General features: G+C 59.2%; 15 protein-coding genes. 3 read left to right on the forward strand and 12 right to left on the reverse strand.

All coding sequences use genetic code 11. The features are described 5' to 3' along the window. Positions 1–52: 52 nt before the first annotated feature. The 6 genes from ACK2JC_RS07355 to ACK2JC_RS07380 all read right to left on the reverse strand — a co-directional run bounded on the left by ACK2JC_RS07355 (position 53) and on the right by ACK2JC_RS07380 (position 9153). Positions 53–4543 (reverse strand): DEAD/DEAH box helicase, encoded by a 4491-nt coding sequence (locus tag ACK2JC_RS07355; protein WP_368272378.1) that lies wholly within the window; start codon positions 4541–4543, stop codon positions 53–55. Between the two features lie 144 nt (positions 4544–4687). Further along, positions 4688–5539 carry a MerR family transcriptional regulator gene (locus tag ACK2JC_RS07360; protein ID WP_320937415.1) on the reverse strand — a complete coding sequence of 284 codons (852 nt, stop codon included), beginning with the start codon at positions 5537–5539 and terminating at the stop codon, positions 4688–4690. A 411-nt stretch (positions 5540–5950) separates the two neighbouring features. Continuing rightward, positions 5951–6508 carry a hypothetical protein gene (locus tag ACK2JC_RS07365; RefSeq protein WP_276855972.1) on the reverse strand — a complete coding sequence of 186 codons (558 nt, stop codon included), beginning with the start codon at positions 6506–6508 and terminating at the stop codon, positions 5951–5953. A 41-nt stretch (positions 6509–6549) separates the two neighbouring features. Then, positions 6550–7095, reverse strand: coding sequence for a hypothetical protein (locus tag ACK2JC_RS07370; protein WP_320937414.1), 546 nt, complete (start codon positions 7093–7095; stop codon positions 6550–6552). 140 nt (positions 7096–7235) lie between these two features. Beyond that, positions 7236–8390 (reverse strand): double-cubane-cluster-containing anaerobic reductase, encoded by a 1155-nt coding sequence (locus ACK2JC_RS07375; protein WP_276952650.1) that lies wholly within the window; start codon positions 8388–8390, stop codon positions 7236–7238. 1 nt (position 8391) lies between these two features. Further along, positions 8392–9153, reverse strand: coding sequence for an acyl-CoA dehydratase activase (locus tag ACK2JC_RS07380; RefSeq protein WP_320937413.1), 762 nt, complete (start codon positions 9151–9153; stop codon positions 8392–8394). A gap of 211 nt (positions 9154–9364) precedes the next feature. Here ACK2JC_RS07380 and ACK2JC_RS07385 point away from each other — a divergent pair, with 211 nt between their 5' ends. After that, positions 9365–10273, forward strand: a complete 909-nt coding sequence (locus tag ACK2JC_RS07385; protein ID WP_320937412.1) for a selenium metabolism-associated LysR family transcriptional regulator — start codon at positions 9365–9367, stop codon at positions 10271–10273. A 17-nt stretch (positions 10274–10290) separates the two neighbouring features. Here the strand turns inward: ACK2JC_RS07385 and ACK2JC_RS07390 are convergent, their stop codons facing one another. The 3 genes from ACK2JC_RS07390 to ACK2JC_RS07400 all read right to left on the reverse strand — a co-directional run bounded on the left by ACK2JC_RS07390 (position 10291) and on the right by ACK2JC_RS07400 (position 15893). Beyond that, positions 10291–10509, reverse strand: coding sequence for a hypothetical protein (locus tag ACK2JC_RS07390; RefSeq protein ID WP_320937411.1), 219 nt, complete (start codon positions 10507–10509; stop codon positions 10291–10293). Between the two features lie 5 nt (positions 10510–10514). Next, on the reverse strand, positions 10515–13211 hold the full coding sequence (gene recQ, locus ACK2JC_RS07395; RefSeq protein WP_320937410.1) for a DNA helicase RecQ: 2697 nt from the start codon (positions 13209–13211) through the stop codon (positions 10515–10517). A gap of 243 nt (positions 13212–13454) precedes the next feature. Further along, a complete protein-coding gene (locus tag ACK2JC_RS07400; protein ID WP_320937409.1) occupies positions 13455–15893 on the reverse strand; it encodes a response regulator in 2439 nt (812 codons plus the stop codon). Positions 15894–16162: 269 nt separating this feature from the next. On the opposite strand from ACK2JC_RS07400, the gene ACK2JC_RS07405 reads away from it, so the two are divergent. Next, positions 16163–17635, forward strand: coding sequence for a GntR family transcriptional regulator (locus ACK2JC_RS07405; protein ID WP_320937408.1), 1473 nt, complete (start codon positions 16163–16165; stop codon positions 17633–17635). Positions 17636–17742: 107 nt separating this feature from the next. After that, entirely contained in the window at positions 17743–19590 is a 1848-nt protein-coding gene (locus ACK2JC_RS07410; RefSeq protein WP_411338467.1) for a putative bifunctional diguanylate cyclase/phosphodiesterase, read from the forward strand. 25 nt (positions 19591–19615) lie between these two features. Here the strand turns inward: ACK2JC_RS07410 and ACK2JC_RS07415 are convergent, their stop codons facing one another. From ACK2JC_RS07415 to ACK2JC_RS07425, 3 genes are read right to left on the reverse strand one after another with little or no spacing between them, the layout of a single operon-like run. Continuing rightward, on the reverse strand, positions 19616–20698 hold the full coding sequence (locus tag ACK2JC_RS07415) for a histidine phosphatase family protein (RefSeq protein ID WP_320937406.1): 1083 nt from the start codon (positions 20696–20698) through the stop codon (positions 19616–19618). Between the two features lie 5 nt (positions 20699–20703). Continuing rightward, positions 20704–21309 (reverse strand): NTP transferase domain-containing protein, encoded by a 606-nt coding sequence (locus ACK2JC_RS07420; protein ID WP_107434561.1) that lies wholly within the window; start codon positions 21307–21309, stop codon positions 20704–20706. Positions 21310–21349: 40 nt separating this feature from the next. Further along, on the reverse strand, positions 21350–21673 hold the full coding sequence (locus ACK2JC_RS07425) for a DUF1292 domain-containing protein (RefSeq protein ID WP_166434394.1): 324 nt from the start codon (positions 21671–21673) through the stop codon (positions 21350–21352). Positions 21674–21695 lie beyond the last annotated feature (22 nt).

A 21695-nucleotide genomic window follows, 5' to 3' on the forward strand; every position in this document is an offset into this window, starting at 1 on the left:
CAACCGGCCCGGAACACAAAACGTTCCAGGCCGGCAGCATTTCCTCTCACATTTACCGATACAACACAAAATCCCCCATCTCCTGCATGAATCCCGCCCTCCGCAGCGTCTCCCCCGCCTCGCGGGGATACTCCTTCACCGTGATCCGCCTCTGTTCCGCGAACAGCGCGTTCTGCCGGTAATCCCGCACAAATTCAGTCAGTACTTCTTCCAGGCAGTCCGGCTCGTATACCCGCAGGATTTTCCCCTGGCGCTCCATCACCGCGGCCAGGCGGCCTGTGTTCAGCGCCACAGCGGTTCCGGGAACCGCCAGGAATCCCTGCTCCGCGGGCATTTCCAGGGCCTTGCCCCACTGAACTGCCGGGTCGGTGCCGTTCAGCCACAGGATTTGTTTTGCAGGGTCCTTCAGGGCGGCGGTTATGCCGTCGTACTCTTCCCGGCGGATGAACTGGGCGCCCGACAGACCGGCCACAAAATATCCCCGGCGGATTCGCCCGGTGTACTCCCAGATTCGCAGCAGCTCCAGAGCGCGTTTCCAGCTGAAGGGCTCCGCGGTTTGATACAGCATGTGATCCGGCATTTGAGCCGGCCGCTCCCCTTTCTCCTGACATTCTCCACTCCCCCCGCGCTCAGCGCCACCCGCCAGATACGGCGAACCGTTCACCTCCGCCAAAGACTTTCGGAACGTCTCCCGGCACAGCAGTCCATTTTCCGTGAAAAATGCTTCGAGCCACGCTTCCTCGCTCCACTGCTTCACCGGCCGTACCACGTCCCAGCGGCCGGCGGACAGGGCCATGACCCGGGCGTTTACCCGCTGCCTGGCCGTGGCTTTTTTCACTTTTTCACGGTTCTGCCACTGGCGCACCGGCACGAAGCTGTCTGCGCAGACCAGCCCTTTTTCCGCCAGGCGCAGCAGAACTTCCTGGGCGCTGTCCTCCTTTGGCACCCCGGTGAGGAATTTTAAGAAGCTGGCTCCCCGGCGCGCCAATTCCCGGTACATAAGAAGCTCGTCGCCCTCCAGGCTCTCCGCGCCCTTTGGCAGCGGCGCGTCCCAGTCAATGTCCTCATACCGGCAAAAACAGAGATTCCCCTCCGGCGTCATCCGCCAGAAATAATCCCCTTCCGCCAACAGCTTGTCCAGCATGGCTCCGCTGTAGCGCCTGATCCGCTTGGGAAACAGGACACTTTCCCAGTATTTTACAGGGAACATCCGGCCACAGTACCGGGCCACGGTCTGCTTCAGCTGCTCCTCGGGCAGCCCGGCCGCAACTGCCCTGAGGGCAGCCAGGGCGGCGAAATGCTCCGGCGGCTGGGTGGCGGTCTGGGTACGCAGGCTGCGGATGTATCCCTCCCGGGCCCGCTCATAAAGTTTTCCGTGGTAGTAAACGCCCCCGTCCTCCACCACGTCCCCGGAGGCGCAGAGCGCGTTCAATATCCGCTCGGAAACTCCGTCGGCCAGGAAATACCGCTCCTGAACCGCCCCGGCGGTCTGCCCGCCCCGGTAGTAAAGCAGCCGACGCACGATGTGGCGCACAGCCTGCTCCTCCGGGGAAGTCTGCGTATGCCCGCATTCCTTCGCCGCATCTCCCCTGTTTATCCCAGACGAGTCCAACACTGTCCCGCACGTTTTCCCCTCATCGCCTCCGTTCATCCCAGCCGAACCCAGTGCTGTCTCACGCGCTTTCCCCTCATCGCCTCCGCTCATCCCAGCCAAACCCAGTGCTGTCCCGCGCGCTTCCGCCACGTCTTCCCTCTTCATCCCAGCCAAGTCCGGCGCCTCTATCTCCCCTTCATTCCTCCCCGCCCCCAAAGCCATCTCATACTCTTCCCTCTGCTCCGCCGCCACCCAGATTCCCGGTTCCAGGTAACAGGCCAGACCGCGCCTGGCCAAATTATCCAGCCACTCGGCGGGCACCTCCAGCTCACCGGCAGCCAAATCTCCCTCCATCATCAGCAGGGCGTGGAGCTGCTCCTCATTTTCCGGCAGCTTCCGGCGCTCCCATTTTTTGGATAACTCCTCGGCGGGCGGCTTCACCAGCTCCGCCCGTTTCAGCTCCTCGCTGACGGCGCGGCGTATTTTGGAGGTGGTGGGGGAATACTCGTACATTTCCGCCGTCTCCACCTGCCACTGGAAGGGCAGGGACATGGGCGAGGGGATATCCACGTGGATTTCGCGCACCGTGATCAAGCCGGCGCGGATATCGTTTAATATCTGAATCACGCTGTCGATGTCCCACTGGTCCTCCAGGCATTCCCGCTTCGTCTCCCGGATCAGGGGGTGGTCCGGCGTTTCGATCAGGGAGCTGAGCATCTCCGCGCTCCGCAGCCGCTGCATCCACAGGGGCTGACGGCCCGCATGGCGCATTCCCATCATCAGGGCCCTGGCCGCGTTGTAGCGGAAGCTCATGGCAAACAGAGGCGTTTCCGGCAGAAGCGCCTCCAATACCGGGCGCACGCGCTCCGGGTCGATCTGATACAGCAAACCCTCGGGCAGCTGTTCCTTTCCATAAGGGTACAGAAGAAAGCCTTCCTCCTCGTCCACACAGCCCGCTTCCATCCCCGTCATGGTTACGGCGGCCCGCTGGACCAGAAGCGACAGGGGCGCGTTGACCCGCCGCCCAAACAGGGCGTGGACCATCACCTGGTGGCTGCCCGTGCTGTCCCTAAAATGCTCCACGATAATGGTCCTGTCGTCCGGCAGGCCGCCCGTAGCCTGAATCTGCCGCCTGATAAACCCGGCGGCGTGCTCCGTGGCGGCCTCGTCCAATCCCAGGGCCCCAAGCTGTTCCGGCAGCTTCCCCTCCGACTCCGCGCGTTCCAGCTCCCGCAAAATCTTTCCAAATGCCAGGCTGGTTCGCAGGGAACGCCCCTTGGTCTCCCCCTTCCAGAAGGGCAGTCTGGCCCCCTCCGCGGGGGCCTGGGTGACGATCACAGAGTCCTTGTCCTGGCGCACAATCCGCCATCCGAAGGAGCCCAGCATGAACTTGTCCCCGATCTGGGACTCGTAGACGAATTCCTCGTCCAGCTCTCCCAGGGTGACCCCATCCTCAGTTTTTGCCACGTAAAGTCCCTTGTCCGGTATGGTTCCGCCCGCCGCCGTGGCCAGCATGCGGCTGTAGTTGTCCCCGGCCACCAGACCGTGAATCCGGTCGTACAGTACCCGGGGGCGCACGGGGATTTCCCGGTCGTGCTCATAATCCCCGGCCAGCATTTCCAGAGTCTGCCGCACGTCCTCCGCGGTCACGTCCCGGAAGGAGTAGGCCCGCTTAAGGATTTCCAGCACGTCCCCCACGCTGTATCCCTCCCCCGAGGCCATGGACACCAGGTGCTGGGCCAGCACGTCCAGGCACATCCTGGGCGGCCGGGCCTGTTCCACGCCCCCCAGCCTGGCCACCTGGGCGGTCATGCCGCAGTATACGGCCTCCGAGGCGGTGCGCGGATACATGAGCATTTCGCTGACCCGCCCCGGATTGTGCCCGGCCCGGCCCAGCCGCTGCATGGTGCTGGAAATGGTTCTGGGGCAGCCCACCTGCAGCACCCGCTCCACATCGCCCACGTCGATGCCCAGCTCCATGGAGGAGGTGGCGCACAGCAGCCGGAGCCGTCCTTCCCGCAGGTCCTGCTCCGCCACCGCCCGCTGTTCCTTGGAAAGGCTGCCGTGGTGGACCCGGGCGAAGCCGTCTCCGCCCAGCAGATTTACATAATATGCCAGCTTTTCCGCATAGCGGCGTCCCTCGGAAAATGCGATCACGCTCCGGCATTCCAGACATTGCCGGTACACCGCCATTCCCAGTTCTTCCCAGACCGGGTCCTTTCTCCGCCCCACCGCGGGCGCGGTGCCGATGACCTGAATCCTGACCTGTTTTTTCATGGCCGGGGCACAAATCTGTACCGGCTCCGGGGACAGGTACGCGGCTGCCAGCTCCAGGGGCTCAATGGTGGCGGACAGGCCGATGCGCTGTAGGTTTCTGCCACAGAGCCGGTCTAGCCTGGCCACGGAGAGCATCAGGTGCGCTCCCCGCTTGGTGTCGATGAGGGCGTGGAGCTCGTCGATGATCAGCGCCCGGGCCGTTTTCAGAACGGACCGTCCATTTTTGGAGGTCAGCATGAGAAACAGGGACTCCGGGGTGGTGATCAGGATGTGGGGCGGATGCTTGATCATCCTCTGACGGTCCTTCTGGGGCGTGTCCCCGGTGCGGATTCCCACCTGAATCTCCTCCTGCCCCTCCTCCCGCGGGATGCCGAGGAGCGGCCGCCGCAGGTTCTCCCGGATATCCCCGGCCAGGGATTTGAGGGGGGAAATGTAGATCAGATACAGCTCCTCTTTAAGCTCCCCCGCCCGGGCCAGGGCATTCAACCGGTCGATAAAAATCAGGAATGCGGACAGGGTCTTTCCGGTTCCCGTTGGCGCGCTGACCAGAGCCGGTTTCCCGGCCGCGATGGCGGGCCAGGCCGCCTTCTGCACATCCGTTGGCTCTCCGAATGTATTTGTAAACCACTCCGCCGTTGCGGGTGAAAAAAGTTCCAGTATGTCCTGCTGCATAACCGCCTCCATCTTAATTACACGACAGCGGAATTTTTACGGGTAAATTCCGCCTTTACATTCCATTTTATCCTAAATATTGGGGAGAACACAAACACTGGCCGGGATTCCGGGAAATTACAGCGGAACATTTCCCCGGATTTGTCATTTACAATATGCCATCACCGCCTGCACGTAAAATTCGCTCCAGCCCTGCCCATACTTCTCATCCATCCTCTGCACCGCCTCGCCGCCTGCAAGCAGGCCGTCCGCCTCCTCCAGCAGAAGCGGCTTCACCTGTTCCATCCCGGAGGTGTCTAACAGCACCGCCTCCAGCTCTTTCATGGCCTGCTGGGCCGGCCCTCCGCCGGGGGGACAATTTTGCAGGCGCAGACAGTTGAGTTTTTCGTACATATTCAGAATCCGCCGGGCGTTCTCCATCAAAACGTTCGGGTCCGGCGCCTTGTACATCCGCGCCAGCGCCCGCTCCTTGCTTCCGTACCACTCCACCAGCTTCTGCAAAAAGCGGCGGCTCTCCGGCTTCTCAAAGTTCCTGATCCCCATTTCCCGGAACGCCTCCAGGCTTCCGTACCGATTTGTCAGCCTGTCGCGCTGCTGATCGTCCAGCTCCGAAATCATATTCTGTAAAATGCCCTCGATCTCCGACTGATCGAATACCGTGAAATCCAGCTTGTCGTCCCCGGCGAGAATCGCGTCGATACTGGTTATCAGGCGTTCCAGACGCATTTTCTTGAGCTCCAAAAGGCGCTTCTGCTGCCGCAGCGCCGCCTTCCGGTCATATTCCGGGCTTTCCAGAACTGCCCGTATCTCGCCAAGGGGCATGCCGAACTCCCGGAAATACAGAATCTGCCGCAGCTTTTCCAGCGCCTCGTCATCGTAGAGCCGGTAGCCCGCCTCGCTGTGCGCCGTTGGCTTTAATAGCCCGATCCGGTCATACCAGTGGAGCGCGCGTGGGCTGACGCCGGTCAGCTCTGAGACTTCTTTTACCGTTTTCATTAAAATCGCCTCCCGTTTTTTGATGACTCCACTATAAGCTATGACGTTGCGTAAGGGTCAAGGCTTTTTACGGGGGGATGGACTGGACTGCTGCTTGCAACGGATCGCGGCCTGGCCCGGAACACCTCCTGCAACAAAACGCGGCCTGGCCCGGAACACCTCCCGCAACAAAACGCGGCCTGGCCCGGAACACCTCCCGCAACAAAACGCGGCCTGGCCCGGATCAGTTCCTGCACCAAATCACCGCCTGACCCAGGCCGCCTCCCGCGCCGGACCATTTCCTGCACCGAATCGCCTCCCGCCCCGGACCGCCTCCTTCAACAGATCACTATATTCCCCTGGCTGCTACCTGCCCTAGCCCCTATCTGCACCGGACCTCCACCTAATCTACCCCGCTGCCTCCCCCGCCCGCTACCGCTCCTCATTCCTGCGAAGCCACGCCTCATAAGCCGCCGACTGATCCGGTGCAGCCTCCGCCTCGTTATACCGCTCCAAATCCATACTGTCCGGAAACGCCGCCGCAAATTCGCACACCGCCTTCTGATCCCGGCTGATCAGAATGGTGCTGGCATTGTCCCAGGCCACGATCTCCATCTGCGCCAGGGGGTGCTGGACCGAGACGGGATTTTTCCAGAATCCCGGGTTGCCGTCCGCCCAGGGCAGGTCATATTCCAACGCCTGTTTCAACGTCACCGACCGGTCAAAACCGGAAAAAACGCCCCAGCTCCACTGCGCATTCCCCTGCCCGGCCAGGCGCGTAAGGGTCCCGCCGTCGATCCAGGCGTACCGCTCCCGCAGGTTCCGGCGGTTCAGCCGGACACGCTCTTCCAGAGGAAATCCGCCCTCAAAATCCGTGATCAACCAGTTGTACTGCTCCTGCCGCTGTCCAATCGCCGCAAACAGCGGCCCCAGATAGGTATAGAAACGTCCCCCTCCGGTCAATATTCTGCCGTACATTTTTATTTCCATTTTCTTCCACCTGCCGCCGCTCTGCGGGCCTTCCCCAGTCACTATGCGATGCGGATAATGCGTGATTTATGGCAAAGCGGATATTCCTCCACAAATTTTTCAATACGCCCCCTCATCTCCTCAAAGGACGTCCCATAAAAGTACAGGGCCGTGTCCTCCGGGCCCTCCCAGTAACTGTAGAATCTTCCCACTCCCTCCATGAGAGATTCCATCTCCCGGATCACCACGTTGATATCGCAGTTTTGGTATACTTCCAGGGGAAGCTCCGTGCCGTTGGCGTAAAAGCCCATCCCTTCCAGCCGCCCCACCGGCTGTTTATGACCTTCCCATTGGAGCACAGACCCCTTTGGAACCCCAATCTCATCCAGTATTTGCAGCAGCGCCTCCATCGTCTGCTCCGAGCCGTCCTCCAGGGACAGATCCACCTCGCAATATTTCACCTCTCCGGTGTTTTCCAGCATGGTCCCGCCCCCGGTCACCTCGCCCAGCCCCCGGCTCTCCAGGGCCTCCCCGATGGGATCCTCATATTCATCTCCCCGGTCAATGGGCTGCAAACGGGCGTTGATTTTTAATGTGATATCGTACACAGCAGTCCCTCCTTCGCGGTTCTCCGGCATAAAATCCGGTTTTGTCTGTATTCTACCACGAACCGCCCTCCTTCTCCACAAAAATCGGGCCGGATCATGAAGGAATCACAATCCGGCCCTGTCCATTTTCGCTCACTCCACTACAACATCTCGATAAACGCCGCCACCCGCGTCTCAATCTGCCCGCAGTCCGCGGTGGAATAATCGGTCTCCAGTTTCATATAAGGAACCCCAAGCGCCTCGACCATGCGCCCCATCTGAAAAGCTTCCACATTAAACGTATGGCACGCCTGGAGCACCACCTCAATGACGCCGTCCACCTTGTATTTACAAATCATCTCCCTGGTATTGTCAAGCCGACCCGCATTTGCCGTCATAACCGAGCAGTTGATCGCCAGATACCGGTCCGAGATGGCCCGCAGAATATCCCCGGCTTCCTCGTCCACCAGAATCATGTTTGTCCGCTCGCCGCTGCAATCGTCCAGACAGACGATGACGCCCCCGCTGTTCTCCACCACCGCGCCCACCTTCTGGATCACGCCCCCGGTGGGGCAGCCGGTGAGCAGAATCCGCCTGGCCGACGCCGGAACCGGACGAGTACCCGCCGCGTAAGCCTCCTTTGCCGCAGCCACCCGAGCCCGTACATTTTCCAACTGCTCATTTACGTCAAATGTGAAGGTTCCCTGCTGGAGCGCGATCATCATTTCCGTGCCTTTCATGGCCGGAGGGGTGTTCTCCTGCAGCCGGTACATCTCCAGATGGGCCCGCCGCAGTTGGTTTCTGGTATGGGCCGCCCTGCGCAGGTTCTCCTCCGTGATCTCAACGCCGAACTTCTGCTCCAGCTTTTCCTTGAACAGCTTTATCTCCTCATACCAGATATCCTTCGCATACTCCCGTTCCTGGCTCTGGGGCAGGTGGAGGACATAGGTCTCCTTGATCTCATTTAACAGCTCGTACATCTTTTTCTTGCCGTCGCAGGTGGTCTCGCCGATGATGATGTCGGAGAAATAGGTATAGGGACACTTGTCCGAACAGGCGAAGCCGTATGTACTCTTGATCAGCGGGCACAGATTCTTGGGCAGTACCCTCTCCGCGTCCGGTATCGTCTCGTTGCTGGTGCCGCACAGCCCCACGGTGGCCACCCCCGCGGCGTCCAACAGCTCCTGGGGCGTGTAGGAACAGAGACATCCGGCCAGCTTCCCGCCCCTGTCCTTGAACTCCTTGGCCTTCATAAACCCCTGTTTTCTCGTCTCTACAAATTCGTCAAATGTCTTTGGCAGCTCATTACATCCCATTTTAGTTTCCTCTCTCTTCTCCCGCCAGCACCGCAGCCCCCACCGCCCCCGCGTATCGGGCCATGGGCGCGCTGATCACCGGCTTTTTTAATGCAATACGCAAACGCCCGATCAGATATTCGTCCTCGCACAGACCGCCTGTGAGAAAATAGGTCTCCCCCGGAATCTGCGCGATCAGCTGTGTGACCTTTGTCACCACGGACTCGATGACCCCAAAGGCGATATCTTCCCTGGGTGTTCCCCTGCCGATCAGGCTGATCACCTCCGACTCCGCAAATACCGTGCACATGGAGCTGATGGAAATGTGCCTGCCCCTGGACGCCAGGTCTGAGAGCTCCTGCTGCGTCAGTCCCAGCCGGTTCGTCATCACCTCCAGAAATTTCCCTGTGCCCGCGGAACACTTGTCGTTCATAATAAACTTCATCACGCGGCCATTTTTCAGCGCGATGCCCTTAGTGTCCTGTCCACCGATATCGATCACTGTCCCGTCGCCCCCAAACAGGACCTGCGCGCCCTTTGCGTGGCAGGTGATCTCCGTCACGGTCTGATCCGCATAGGGGACGGACACGCGGCCGTAGCCGGTGGCCACGTACCGGGCATTTTCCTTTGTAAAGCCCGCCTCCGCCAGCAGATCATAAATCTGATCCGCTGTCTGCCTGCTGGAAAATCCCGTGCTCAGCAACACCTTTTTCAGAATAGTTTTCCCCTCCATAACCACGGCCTTGGCCGCGCTGGACCCAACGTCGATTCCTACCTGATACATGCCTTCACCTGTCCCCTGCACCTCATTTGGCGTTACGGCCGTCTCTGCGCCGATCTCCGCAACGGTTATTCGTATAATGTTTCCTTATTTTACCATGGGAATCGCGGGTTTTGCCAATCATTTATTGATAATTTTATCACTCATTTATAGATTAAATCTATAAATTTTGGTATACTGTACCCATCAAATGGGAAATGGACGGGGTACAAAAATGGAATTCAAGCAGCTGGAGGCATTTGTTGCCGTGGTGGATTACAACAGTTTTACCGAGGCAGCCCGCCGTCTCTACCTGACCCAGCCCACGGTCAGCGCCCACGTGAGTGCGCTGGAAAAAGAGCTGCATTCCCGCCTGATTATCCGAACCACGCGGAATTTCACGGTCACCCAGCGGGGGCTTGAACTCTACGAGTGCGCCGTGCACATGCTGAATATGCGCAGGCAGCTGGTGGAGGAATTCACCGGGGCCCAGCGGAAGCTGATCGACTTGAGCGCCTCCACCATTCCCTCCTCCTACATGCTCCCGGAGCTGCTCAGCGAATTTGCCAGGTCGGAGCCGGACATCCATTTCCATGTCTGGCAGTCCGACAGCGCCCAGGCGGTTCAAAAGGTGGAGCAGGGTCTGGTGGACTTCGGCCTGGTGGGCCAGAAAATGGACGGCGATTCCTGTGAGTTCATCCCCTTCTGCCGGGACAGCCTGGTGATCGCCACCCCGGTCAGCGAACATTACCTGAACCTGAAGGACCGGTCCGCCTCCTTTGAGGATTTCCGGGGGGAACCCTTTATCATGCGCGAGAGCGGTTCCGGCACCAAAAAGGAAATGGACCTGTTTCTGGAGAAGCACCGCACAAGCGTGGCGGACCTGAATGTGGTGGCGTACATGAACGACCTGGAATCCATCAAGAAATCCATCGTCTCCGGTCTGGGGATCTCCATTGTCTCCGCCTGCTCGGTGAAGGACCTGGAAAAGACAAGGCAGATTCTCCTGTTTCCACTGGAAGAATCTGCCCACAAGCGCATCTTTTATATTGTCTACAGCAAGCACCGGATATTAAAGCCCTACGTCCGGCAATTCATGAAGTTTGTGCAGCGGTATTACGGCGCGGGGCGGACAGCCCTTTAGGGAGCCGGGCCACCGAGTCAACCGGGATCATCGGGATGGATATGCCGCTTTAAAAGCCGTTCGATCTCCTGCCGGGTGGTGGAAACCTCAGAGTCAAACAGAGGGAATTCCAGATTGACCTTTTTATCTTCCGACAGGATGTGGATTCTTGGAACGCCCTCGCGGTTTTTCCTCACAAACCAATAATAAACCGCGCCATTGTATTCCATTCTGCGCTTTCCCTTTTTGGATATCATGTCTCTCACACCTCCAACAGCCACTCCACAATCCCCCGCTGGGCCTTTTCCGTATAATAAAACACGTCGTACTCGTTTCCCTTTTCGCTCAGCCGCTTCTCCGCCACGATGCCGAAGGTCTCCCCGGCCCCGGTCAGCTTTTTGCGCTTCATTCCGCCAAGGAACTGCTCTTCAAAATAACCGTCCGCGTTCAGCTTCTCCTCCACGGATTTGATGGTCAGCCGCTTCATGGCGTCCTCGTCGCGCAGGTCGTTGATCTGGCCCACAAAGTCGCTTAAGGTGGCCCGCTCTGAGAAATGGATCTGCTCCGCCAGCTCCCGGGTCATGGCGAACTCTACCTTGGCGGATTTGCTCTTTTTCTTCTTGGCCGGGGAGGCGGCGGGCGTCGCCTCGCGCCGTGAAGCGTGTGTCTCACCACCAACTTCTCCGCGCCCAACAGTTCCTGACTCATTGGCAGCTTCTCCGCGCCGCGCAGCGCCTGTCTCACCACCAGCTTCTCCGCGCCGCGCAGCACCCGCTTGCCCGGGGCTGGCCGGCTCCGCGGCCGCGCTCTCCCACGCCGCCATGGCGTCGTCTATAGTCCAGTCGCCGTATTCGTCGCTGTCGCTGGAAAAGTAAAGGTCGTCCGGCTCATAATAGGATTCGTCGGGCAGACCGCCGTCCTCATATCCCCGGCCGTCAGCTGAATCGGAGCTCCGGCTGGCCCCAGCCCGCCGGACGCTTTCCTCCCGTCCTCTTTCCTTACGCTCCTCCCCATGCCGTACCTCGGTCGTCCGCCTCTCAGTTCCGCCGCTCAACTCCGCCGCAAAACCTCTGTCCGCGGCCGCTCCCGCTCCCGTCTCCTTCTGCTCCCCCATCCTTTCTATCTCCGCCTTCACACACTCCAAAAACCGTTCCCCATATTTGTCATACTTAAATGCCCCCACGCCGGACACCTCCAGCATCTCCGCCTTCGTCCCGGGCTTTAAAATACACATATGGGTCAGCGTCTTGTCCGAGAATACGATATAGGGCGGCACCTTCTCCTCCCGGGCGATCTCAGCCCGCAGGGCCCGCAGCTTCTCGAACAAGGTCTCCTCGGCCTGGGTGAACTCCGCTCCGGCCACCGGGCCTCTACGGCCCTTCTTCTCCTTTTTCACCTTAGCCGGGTGTTCCTGCTCTCTGGCCATCTTCATGAGGACCTGCTCCTCCCCCCGCAGCACCTCCCCGGATTTCTCCGTCAATTTCACAATGGCGTACTCGTCGTTGGTGGAGGAGAGATAGCCGTTTAACAACAAATAGTTAAACACCTGCCGCAGCTTGTAAGTCGGCGCCTTGGCCAGCTCCCCGTAGTACGGATTCCCGTCCATGCGGTAGTTGCGGATCTTGGCCGTGTTGGCTCCGTGCACCGTGTCCATGATCACGTTCACACCGTAGCGCTGGCGGCTGCTCTCCACGCAGCCGATCAGCCCCCTGGCGATCTCCGTCACGTCCACCTCCTCAAACTGACTCAGACAGTTGGAGCAGTTGCCGCAGTAATTCCCGCCGTACTCCCCGAAATACCGCAGAATGTAGTCCCGCAGGCATTCGTTTGTGAAGCAGTAAAAGGTCATTTTCTTCAAACGCTCCCGGTCCCGCTCCATGACGATCTGCTTGGTCACCGGGTCCAGCTCCTGGTTGTCCTGGTTGTACTCGATAAACGTCTGGTTGGTCACCACGTCCTGGCCGCCGTAGAGCAGAATACACTCCGCGGGCTCCCCGTCCCGCCCGGCGCGGCCCGCCTCCTGGTAATAACTCTCCATGTTCTTTGGCATGTTGTAATGCACCACGAACCGCACGTTTGACTTGTCGATACCCATTCCGAAGGCGTTGGTGGCCACCATCACCGGGCTGCGGTCGTAAATAAAATCGTCCTGGTTGGTCCGGCGCTCGGCGTCACTGAGGCCCGCGTGGTAGCGGGTGGCCGGAAAACCGTCCTTAATCAGACGCATGCACACCTCCTCCACGTTCTTGCGGGTCAGGCAGTAAATGATGCCGCTCTCCCCCCGGTGACGCTCCAGGTAGTTTAACAGCGTGGCGTACTTGTCCTTGGGCGACATCACCCCGAAATACAGATTGGGCCGGTCAAAGCCCGTGGACGCCACCGCCGGGTCCCGCAGCATCAGGATATCGATGATATCGTCCCGCACCTCTTTGGTGGCCGTAGCCGTAAAGGCGCTGACCACCGGCCGCACCGGCAGCCGGTCGATGAATTCCACAATCTTTAAGTAGCTTGGCCGGAAATCCTGACCCCACTGGGACACACAGTGGGCCTCGTCCACCGCCACCATGGCGATCTTGGCGTGGAGGGCGAAATCCAGGAAGGCGTCCGTGGAAAGGCGCTCCGGAGCCACGTAGATAATGGGATAACGACCCGCCCGGGCGAATTCCAGCGCTTTAAAATACTGGGCAGAGCTCAGGGAGCTGTTTAAGTAGGCGGCGTGGATGCCCGCCTGGTTCAGCGCGCCCACCTGGTCTTTCATCAGGGAGATCAGCGGCGAGATCACCAGGGTAATTCCGTCCATCATCAGGGCTGGCACCTGGTAGCAGATCGACTTTCCCGCGCCCGTGGGCATGACCCCCAGCGTGTCCCTCCCCGCCAGAATGCTGTCGATGAGCATCTCCTGGCCCTGACGGAACGCGTCATAGCCAAAATAGTGTTTTAATACCTCATACTTATCCATCCGTAACTTCAAACTCCTTCCCTGCTCTGGTCCTATTTTATCACACTGTCTAAGGGGGTTAAAAGATTCTCGAACATGACCACCGAACTGAAACAAACCGCCCGCCAGAACGGCGGACCAGAAATAAATATGTTTCAGTATACCAAACCCCGGCCCAAATGGCAAGCCTCACTTTTCCCCATTTTCAAGTCCGCCGCGCGCTAAAAACGGCCCGGGCGAAGGCTCCCCCGCCCGGGCCGGTATTCACTTATCTTCCGCAAATCGTTCCGCCAACGTCTGATAGAGCCGCTCGGGATCGATGGGTTTGGCCAGATGTCCGTCCATCCCGGCCTCCGTGGCCCGCACCACGTCCTCGTGAAAAGCGTCCGCAGTCATGGCGATAATGGGAATGGACCCGGCTCTGGGATGGCCGGATCTCCGGATGGCCTGTGTGGCCCGGTATCCGTCCATCACGGGCATCTGCACATCCATCAGAATTAAATCATAGTTATCCCCAAACGCCAGAAATTTGTCCACCGCCTCCTGGCCGTCCCCGGCGTAATCCACCGTGATCTCCACCATTTTCAGAAGCTCCATTGCGATCTCCCGGTTGATCTCATTGTCCTCCACCAAGAGGACATGACGGCCCGCCAGCTGCGGACGCCGGAGACTGCCTCCAGGGTTGGGGCACAGCACCGCTTTCTCGATGCCGGTCACCGCCAGCAGGGCGTTGTAGAGCGTGGAGGCGAAAATGGGCTTGGAGAGGAACGCGTTGGCCCCGGCGGCCCGGGCGCTCTGCTCAATCGCGCCCCAGTCGTAGGCCGTGATAATGATAATCAGCGTATCCGGCCCCACCGCCTCCCGCATACGGCGCGTTGCCTCGATGCCGTCCATGTCCGGCATCCGCCAGTCCACCAGGCAGACGTCGTAATCCGTCCCGGACCGGTGGGCCGCGCGCACCTTCTCCACGCATTCCCGGCCGGTCTGCACCCAATCGGAGTCGATTCCCAGGTTTTGCAGCAGCAGGGAGGCGTGAATACAGCTGTCCCGGTCGTCGTCCGCCACCAGCACCTTTAAGGACTGTATGGCGTGAAGCTTCTGCTCCGGCGCCGCATTCCCCCGATCCGGCAGGTCAAAGTCCAGCTCAACCGTGAATGTGGAACCTTGGTCCGGCCTGCTCTTTACAGAAATCGTTCCCCCCATCAGCGTCACCAGATTCCGGGTAATCGGCATCCCAAGACCGGTTCCGCCGCCGGCCCGCCTGCCGTCCTCCTGTTCAAAGGGATCGAATATATGGCCCAGAAACGCCTCGCTCATGCCCACGCCGGTGTCGCTGACGGTAAAGCGCAGCCTCACCCGTCCGGGCCTGCGCCACAGTTGGCGGATCTCCAGCCGGATGGTACCGCCCTCCGGCGTAAATTTGACGGCGTTGGACAGCAGATTGATCAGTATCTGATTCAGCCTCAGCTCATCGCCGGTGAGAACGGTATCGCTTAAGTCCACCGGGGGAACGGTGAAGGTCAGCCCCTTGTCCGCCGCCTGTGGATAGACCATGGAGGTAATGGACTCCAGGGTCCGCTCCAGGCTGAAGGTTTCATGGGAAATCTGCATTTTTCCGGCGTCGATTTTGGACATGTCCAGCACATCGTTGATCAGCGTCATCAGATGCTTGGACGAGTAACCGATCTTCTCCAGACAGTCCTCCACCCGTTTCCGGTCCTCTATGTACGCTGCGGCGATGGTGGTCATGCCGATAATGGCGTTCATGGGCGTGCGGATCTCATGGGACATCCGGGAAAGGAAATCCGATTTCGCCCGGTTTGCCTGCTCCGCCACGGACAGGGCGTCCTTTAACGCTTCCGTCTGGGCGATCAGCTTGCGCTGCATCTCCCGGAGCTCCGTCACATCGGTGATATCGATGAAAATCACCAGATAGACCGGGCAGCCCTCCTGCCAGTCCACACAGGTGGCGTTGACCTGGAGCCACAGCGCCTGGCCGTCCCTGCTTTTCACGTGCATGGTAAAATGCAGCGGTTCCCCGGCCCGTATCCGGGACTTCTGGCGCTCGATCATTTCCATATTTTCCTGAACATTCCGGTTGTAAAGAGAATCGGCCGCCCGGTTGTTATTTCCGCCAAAATATTCCATAAAACGGCGGTTGGCCGACAGCAGGGTCAGTTCCATCCCGCTGTCCAGCTTTTCAATCCGGTATTTGGCCACAAACCCCGGCAGGCTCTCGTAGGTAACCGACTGCTCCCTCTGCATCTTCACAAGATCGTCCACGTTGGTGAGCGCGGAGTAGGCCACCTGGCAGCCGTCAATGTACTCATCCGCAAACCGGGCGGAAAACTGCACCCAGACATAGTCGCCGTTTTTCCGCCGGATCCGCGAGAGAAGCCGGTATCCCTCCTGCCCGGCGGCCAGCGCCTGCAGCACGGTATCCGAGAGTTTTTGCCACTCCTCGGGTTCTTCCCGGTAGTAAAGGTCCGGGCGGTTGTGAAATACCGCCTCATACTCGTCCTTGGGCCAGCCGATCAGCTCGTAATAGAACTCATTGGCCCAGATCAGCGTGAAATGCTCATCCAGCAGATGTTTGCTCACGCTGACCCCCAGCAGGTGCATCAGCGTGTTGTACTCATACTCAGCGGGCGTGAATTGGAGAACACCGTTTTCCGATCCGCTCCCATGGTTGTGTTCCGTCATTCTCTCATTTCCTCCCACTCGTTCTGTGCCAAGGCATGCTTTCCTTCATAACCCGCAGGTATCCCGGCCGCGCACAGAGCGAACTTTGCGTTGGTACCGCTGAACCGCGGATGCTCCGGCCGGAACCGTGCCGGTTTTCATCCTTGTTCATATTAGTTTGTTTAAGCCATTATAATGCATTTCCGGAAAAAACACAATCGCTTATGGAAAAACCTCCGCCAAAATGTTAGAATAGAAATCGGATTACCGTTTACAAAGGAGAGACACGATTGCAGAGTGAACAGCAGTATTCGAATCTTATTTACGAATACTTTTTTATGCGGATTCAATTCGGTTATTACCACTGCGGAGATTATCTCCCCTCCATCGACAATCTCTGCCGGGAATTCTGCGTGTCCGCCCAGACCGTAAAAATAGCCCTGCAGCGCCTGCGCGCGGAGGGCTATATCGATATGCACAACGGCAGATCCACAAAAGTTATTTTTGAGCAGGACCCGGAGCGGGCCGGACAGGCCATGACTCGCTATTTCTCCCGGCGTATCCAGGGCTTTGAGGACCTCTATCAGTCCACCAGGCTGATCATCATGCCGCTTATGCTGGAGGGATTTCACCAGGCCGGTCCCGAGGCTCTGGTCGGTCTGTCCCGGCTGGCGGCCGGAAACAGCGCCGATGATGTGCTCCAGTTCTTCTGCTTTCTGCTGCAGCAGATCGACAACCCTCTGGCCATGAATCTGTACTGGGAGACTTCCATCTATTGGGGATTGCTTTTCCTGAAACAGGGCGGGGAGAAGGATTTAAGCGGCATCCCTCTCATGCACGAGGGCATGAGGCGCTGCATTGAGCTGGCCCGCGCAAAGGACTGGTGCCGTCTCTACGGACAGCTCCGGGACTTCCGGCAGATTTCCGTGGGAAACGCGCTGGAAAAGCTGGCGCGGAGCATTTCGCCGTCGGCGGACGAGGAACAGATTCCCTTTGTCTGGCGGATCTACCGGGACCGTCCCCAGGTCTGCTACAGCCTGGCCTCCCGCCTGTTGCATGAGATCTATGTGGGAGGCTTTAGGGAGGACTCCTATCTCCCGTCCTACGAAAAACTATCCGAACAATTCGGCGTCTCGGTCAGCACCGTGCGCCGCACCGTCAAAACCCTCAATCAGCTGGGGGCCGCCCAGTCCATCAACGGCAAGGGCACCCGAATCTTCGGGATCGGAGAACCCTGCCGGGTCCCGGACCTTAAAAGTCCGTCCGTCCGCCGCAATCTGGCCTATTTTTTCCAGGCCTTTGAGCTGTTGGCTTACTCCTGCGAGGCGGTGATGCGGGACACGCTGGACACCGCCGCTCCCGGTGAGAAACGGAAACTTCTGAGCCAGCTGGAGGAGGCCATTGAGACGGGGAACACCGATCTGACGCTTTGGCAGTGCCTGCTGTTTATGGCCAACCACAGCCGGCTGCACGGGGTGCGCACGGTCTACAAAAATATTTACGGCCTGTTTCTCTGGGGTTATCCCCTGAAAGCCTCACTGGTAAACGGCCCTGAACCCATCCCGTCCATCCTGCGTTTCACGAAGTCCACCGTCAAACATCTTCGTGAAAACGACACAGAGGGCTGCGTGAACGCCCTGAAAACCGTGGTTGCACAGCGTTTTTCCACCGCTGAGGGGTACCTGCTGCGCTGCGGGCTGCTGCCTGAGGAGCTGCGCCTGACCCCCTCGATCCGCCTGCTGATCACGGATGAAAATACTTGAATACCTGACAAGCAACGAAACCGACAGCTCTGTAATACTCTGCGGCCGGTCCTGAATCCGGTGAATTTCTTACGAAAGACAGCTCCGGCTGTGAGAGGCAAATTCTGATGAAGCGTTTTTTTAAGAGCGGGCTGATCACCCTGTTCCTGCTGCTGTTTCTATTCAGCGGCCTCACGATCCACACATTACTCCAATCCCAGACCAACGGGCGGCTTATCAACTATGTGGGCATTGTCCGCGGCGCGACCCAGCGTCTGGTGAAGCTGGAGCTGGCCGGCGAACCCAACGACACCCTGATCGGTTATCTGGACAGCATCCTGGCGGAGCTTCAGGGCGGCACAGCCAGATACGGACTGCCGGTCCCCGATGATCCCGCCTACTTAAGCGACCTGTCCAAACTGGAAGCGACCTGGAGAGAGATCAAGACGGAGATCGCCAACTACCGCCAGGGGACCGGCGACAGCGACCGGCTTCTGGCCCTCAGCGAGGCGTATTTCGACCAGGCCAACAACACGGTTTTCTCCGCCGATGCCTACGCGGCGCGGCAGATGCATTTTCTGCTGGCCATCTGCCTGGTGATGGTGGGAATCATGTCCCTCACCTGGATTTTTATCTTCTGGGCAAATTCCAAAAACCTGCTGAAGCTGGAGCTTCAAAATGAGAAGCTCAGCGATCTGACCCGCCGTGATACGCTCACCGGAGTCTATCGGATCGACTATTTTAAAGAGGAAGCCCAACGGCTGCTGGATACCGTGCCCGACAAATTTGCCATCGTCTACACGGATTTTTCCGATTTCAAATACGTCAATGACGTCTTCGGCTATCACTACGGGGACGAGCTCCTTTCCCGGTATGGAGCGATCATCCTCCGGGACCTGCGGGAGCATGAAATCTGCGGCCGCGTATCCGCGGACAACTTTGTGCTGCTGCTGCGCTATGAGGACCGCAAAGAGCTGGCGGCCCGTCAGATGGCCGCGGACCGGGAGATTCTCAAGTTTATGAACAGCGCCCACCACGGCCAGCTGCTCCCCACCTGCTGCGGCATCTGCTGCGTGGAGGACGTGGGCGAACCCCTGAACATCGACGGTTTTCTGGACCGGGCCAACTTTGCGCGCAAAACCGTCAAGACCGGAGAGAATACCAATTACGCGTATTACGACGAGAGCATCCGCCGCCATCTCTGGGCTGAGAAGGACATCGAGAGCCGGATGTCCGCCGCCCTGGAAAACCGGGAATTTACCGTCTACTACCAGCCCAAGGTGGACCTTCGCACCGGCCGCATCGGCTGCGCGGAAGCCCTGGTCCGCTGGCGCTCCCAGGGCGGCACCGTCATCCCGCCGGACCGCTTCATCCCCGTGTTTGAGCGGAAATTCATGATCGACCGGCTGGACCAGTACGTGTTCGAGGACGTGTGCCGGTGGCTCAAAAGCCGGCTGGACGCAGGAAAGCGGGTGCTGCCGGTATCCGTCAACGTCTCCCGGCTTCAGTTCAACGACCTGAATTTTGTGGAAAACTACGTGGCCATCCGGGACCGTTACCATATACCTGCGGAGCTGATCGAGGTGGAGTTCACGGAATCCATCGCCTTTGACAACTCTTCGCTGCTGCTGCGCACGGTCCATCAGCTCAAGGAGGCGGGCTCCACCTGCTCCATCGACGATTTCGGCAAGGGCTACTCCTCCCTGAGCCTGTTAAAGGACCTGCCCGTGGACATTTTGAAGATCGACAGCTTCTTCTTCGCCGACGGTGCGGACCACAACCGGGATATGGCGCTGGTGGAGAGCATCGTGGAGCTGGTGAAGAAATTCAACATGCGCACCGTGGCCGAGGGCATCGAGTCCATGGATCAGGTGGAGTACCTGAAACAGATCGGCTGCGACTATGTCCAGGGGTATGTGTTCTACCGGCCAATGCCGGAGGACGAGTATGATGGGGTGTTGGATGAGGAGAAATAAAAACAGCGGACCGCCAGGGCTTTCATCACCCTGTCAGTCCGCTGATATTTTCCTCTCCAATCCATTCCCGCACTCTGCCCATGGCCTCCCGCGCTTCCCTGTAGCGGCGCTCATGGGCTTTCAGGGCCTCCTCCGGCTGCCCGGCTCCCTGGCAGCGGCTCCGGCTGCGCTGGAAGCGCTCCTCTAGGTTCACCACCCGCTCCCCCTGGACCAGCTTATCCGCCAGATAGACGATGGTGGTCTCGTAGGGATGGGAACTGGGATTCCCCAGATCGTGGTGGCGTAAAATGATGTCCGCCACCTGCGGATACCCCTCCCGCAAAATCCACTGTGCCCCCTGAACCGCGTGATCCGCCTTTGCACGCGCCACATCATGAAGCAGGGCGGCGCTTTGTACCAGAGCCATATCCACCTGATAGCCGGCGTTCTTCAATCTCCCGCCCAACAGCAGCGCCTGGCGGCATACCTGCCTGCAGTGGGCTCTCACCTGCTCCGGCGTGCGGTAATGTTCCAAAATCCGCTCACATTCCGCCCGGTCCGGCGCCGCCACCGCCATCCGCCCCAGCTCCGCCACGGTCAGCTTTCCGCTCTCATCTACCTCAATCCGGCTGAAACAGCCGTAGGGCTGCGCCAGGGCTCTGGACGTGTTCAGCGGGCTTCCCAGCAGATCCGCCAGATAACAGCAGTTGACGCCCGCATGGGCCACGCAGACGATATCCCCTTCTGTGCTTTCCAGAATTCCATCGATGGTTTCCCGAAACCGTTTCAGGCCGCTTTCCCTGCCTTCTCCATTTGCCGGTTCCGACTCCAAGTCCTTCTTCAGCTCAGACATGGGACAATTCTCCCACTCTCCCATATCCAGCTCAGCCAGGCCGTCCACGACCTGTACCGGCAAGCGCCCCCGGGACAGAATGAGAGCGGTTTCTCTGGCCCTCGCCAACGGGCTGCAGAACACCTGCAAATCCTGTCTGCCCAGAAAATACCGGCCTAAAGCCTCCGCCTGCCTGCGCCCTGTATCGTCCAGGAATAGATCCGTCCTGCCGATACACCGCTTGACTCCCCCCGGAAACGCAACCATTCCGTGGCGCACCAAATACAAATTCCGCATACATATCACCCTGCCTTCGAATCCTGCCTCAGTAATTCCACCAACAGCTTCTGATATTCCTCCCCGGTATCCACGTCCCGGAACACGCCCACATCGTCCACTTCCACCTCTGTCACCGGCACTCCCGAATGCTCGATCGCCCCTCTCAGCCCGCCTTCCCCCTCATAACGGCACAGCTGTGCGGCCAGCGCGGCATCCACCATAAGCGGATGGCCGGGTTCCCCTGCGCAGGATGTGCGCACCGCCCGCCCTTCGGTATTTAGTACCTGTTCAAAAGTTTCCGGCTGGATGGCCGGAAGGTCCATCGGCATGATCAGAACCCGCTCACACTCCCCCAGAACCGATTGGATTCCAAGCTTCACGGACTCAAACATCTCCGTCTCCCGAAACCGCTCATTCCGCACAAAGCGGACTCCCTCGGCGGACAGATGGTTTTCCAGCTCCTCCCCTCTGTATCCGGTCACAACCACCACCGGATTTACGCCCAGGGATTTGATCAGAGCTGCCAGATGGCGGGATATGGTCGTGCCTCCAAAGGGCAGCATGGGTTTAAACGCCTTCATGCGGGATGACAGTCCGGCCGCAGCCAGCACCGCACCTGTTTTCTTCAAGCTCATCCCCTCCTCTCAGAGAATCGGACCTGCCGCTTTTTTACACCGCGCCGCCCAAATGTCCGAAACGCTCCTCCACCAGCTTTGCAACTCCGTAAAGTTCATCCGCATCCGTGACGGCAAACAGCATGGGCTGTCCGGCGCCCTCCCCCACCCGCACCACGGTGATATCATTCGCCTCACCGGGATCGTTTCCGCTGCCTGTATCCGTCTTTTCATCACAGGAGGCCAGCGCCAGATACTGCTGTTCGTTGTAGCAAAACTCATCCAGAATCAGGAAATCATACTCCGCATCCTGACTGTCCACCAGCGTAATCCGCTGTTCCTCCACCTTTTGTTCCAGTTTCTGCTCCCACCCGCTCATGATCGTTCCTCCTGTACTCATT

Origin of the sequence: Enterocloster lavalensis (assembly GCF_046603895.1) — a bacterium.
Classification (GTDB): domain Bacteria; phylum Bacillota; class Clostridia; order Lachnospirales; family Lachnospiraceae; genus Enterocloster; species Enterocloster lavalensis.

Excerpts from the sequence above, each read along its gene's own strand:
- ACK2JC_RS07385 (WP_320937412.1), top strand. The coding sequence starts at position 9,365 with ATGGAATTCAAGCAGCTGGAGGCATTTGTTGCCGTGGTGGATTACAAC.
- ACK2JC_RS07360 (WP_320937415.1), bottom strand. The coding sequence starts at position 5,539 with ATGAAAACGGTAAAAGAAGTCTCAGAGCTGACCGGCGTCAGCCCACGC.
- ACK2JC_RS07375 (WP_276952650.1), bottom strand. The coding sequence starts at position 8,390 with ATGGGATGTAATGAGCTGCCAAAGACATTTGACGAATTTGTAGAGACG.
- ACK2JC_RS07390 (WP_320937411.1), bottom strand. The coding sequence starts at position 10,509 with ATGATATCCAAAAAGGGAAAGCGCAGAATGGAATACAATGGCGCGGTT.
- ACK2JC_RS07380 (WP_320937413.1), bottom strand. The coding sequence starts at position 9,153 with ATGTATCAGGTAGGAATCGACGTTGGGTCCAGCGCGGCCAAGGCCGTG.
- ACK2JC_RS07415 (WP_320937406.1), bottom strand. The coding sequence starts at position 20,698 with ATGCGGAATTTGTATTTGGTGCGCCACGGAATGGTTGCGTTTCCGGGG.
- ACK2JC_RS07425 (WP_166434394.1), bottom strand. The coding sequence starts at position 21,673 with ATGAGCGGGTGGGAGCAGAAACTGGAACAAAAGGTGGAGGAACAGCGG.
- ACK2JC_RS07400 (WP_320937409.1), bottom strand. The coding sequence starts at position 15,893 with ATGACGGAACACAACCATGGGAGCGGATCGGAAAACGGTGTTCTCCAA.
- ACK2JC_RS07365 (WP_276855972.1), bottom strand. The coding sequence starts at position 6,508 with ATGGAAATAAAAATGTACGGCAGAATATTGACCGGAGGGGGACGTTTC.
- recQ (WP_320937410.1), bottom strand. The coding sequence starts at position 13,211 with ATGGATAAGTATGAGGTATTAAAACACTATTTTGGCTATGACGCGTTC.
- ACK2JC_RS07355 (WP_368272378.1), bottom strand. The coding sequence starts at position 4,543 with ATGCAGCAGGACATACTGGAACTTTTTTCACCCGCAACGGCGGAGTGG.
- ACK2JC_RS07410 (WP_411338467.1), top strand. The coding sequence starts at position 17,743 with ATGAAGCGTTTTTTTAAGAGCGGGCTGATCACCCTGTTCCTGCTGCTG.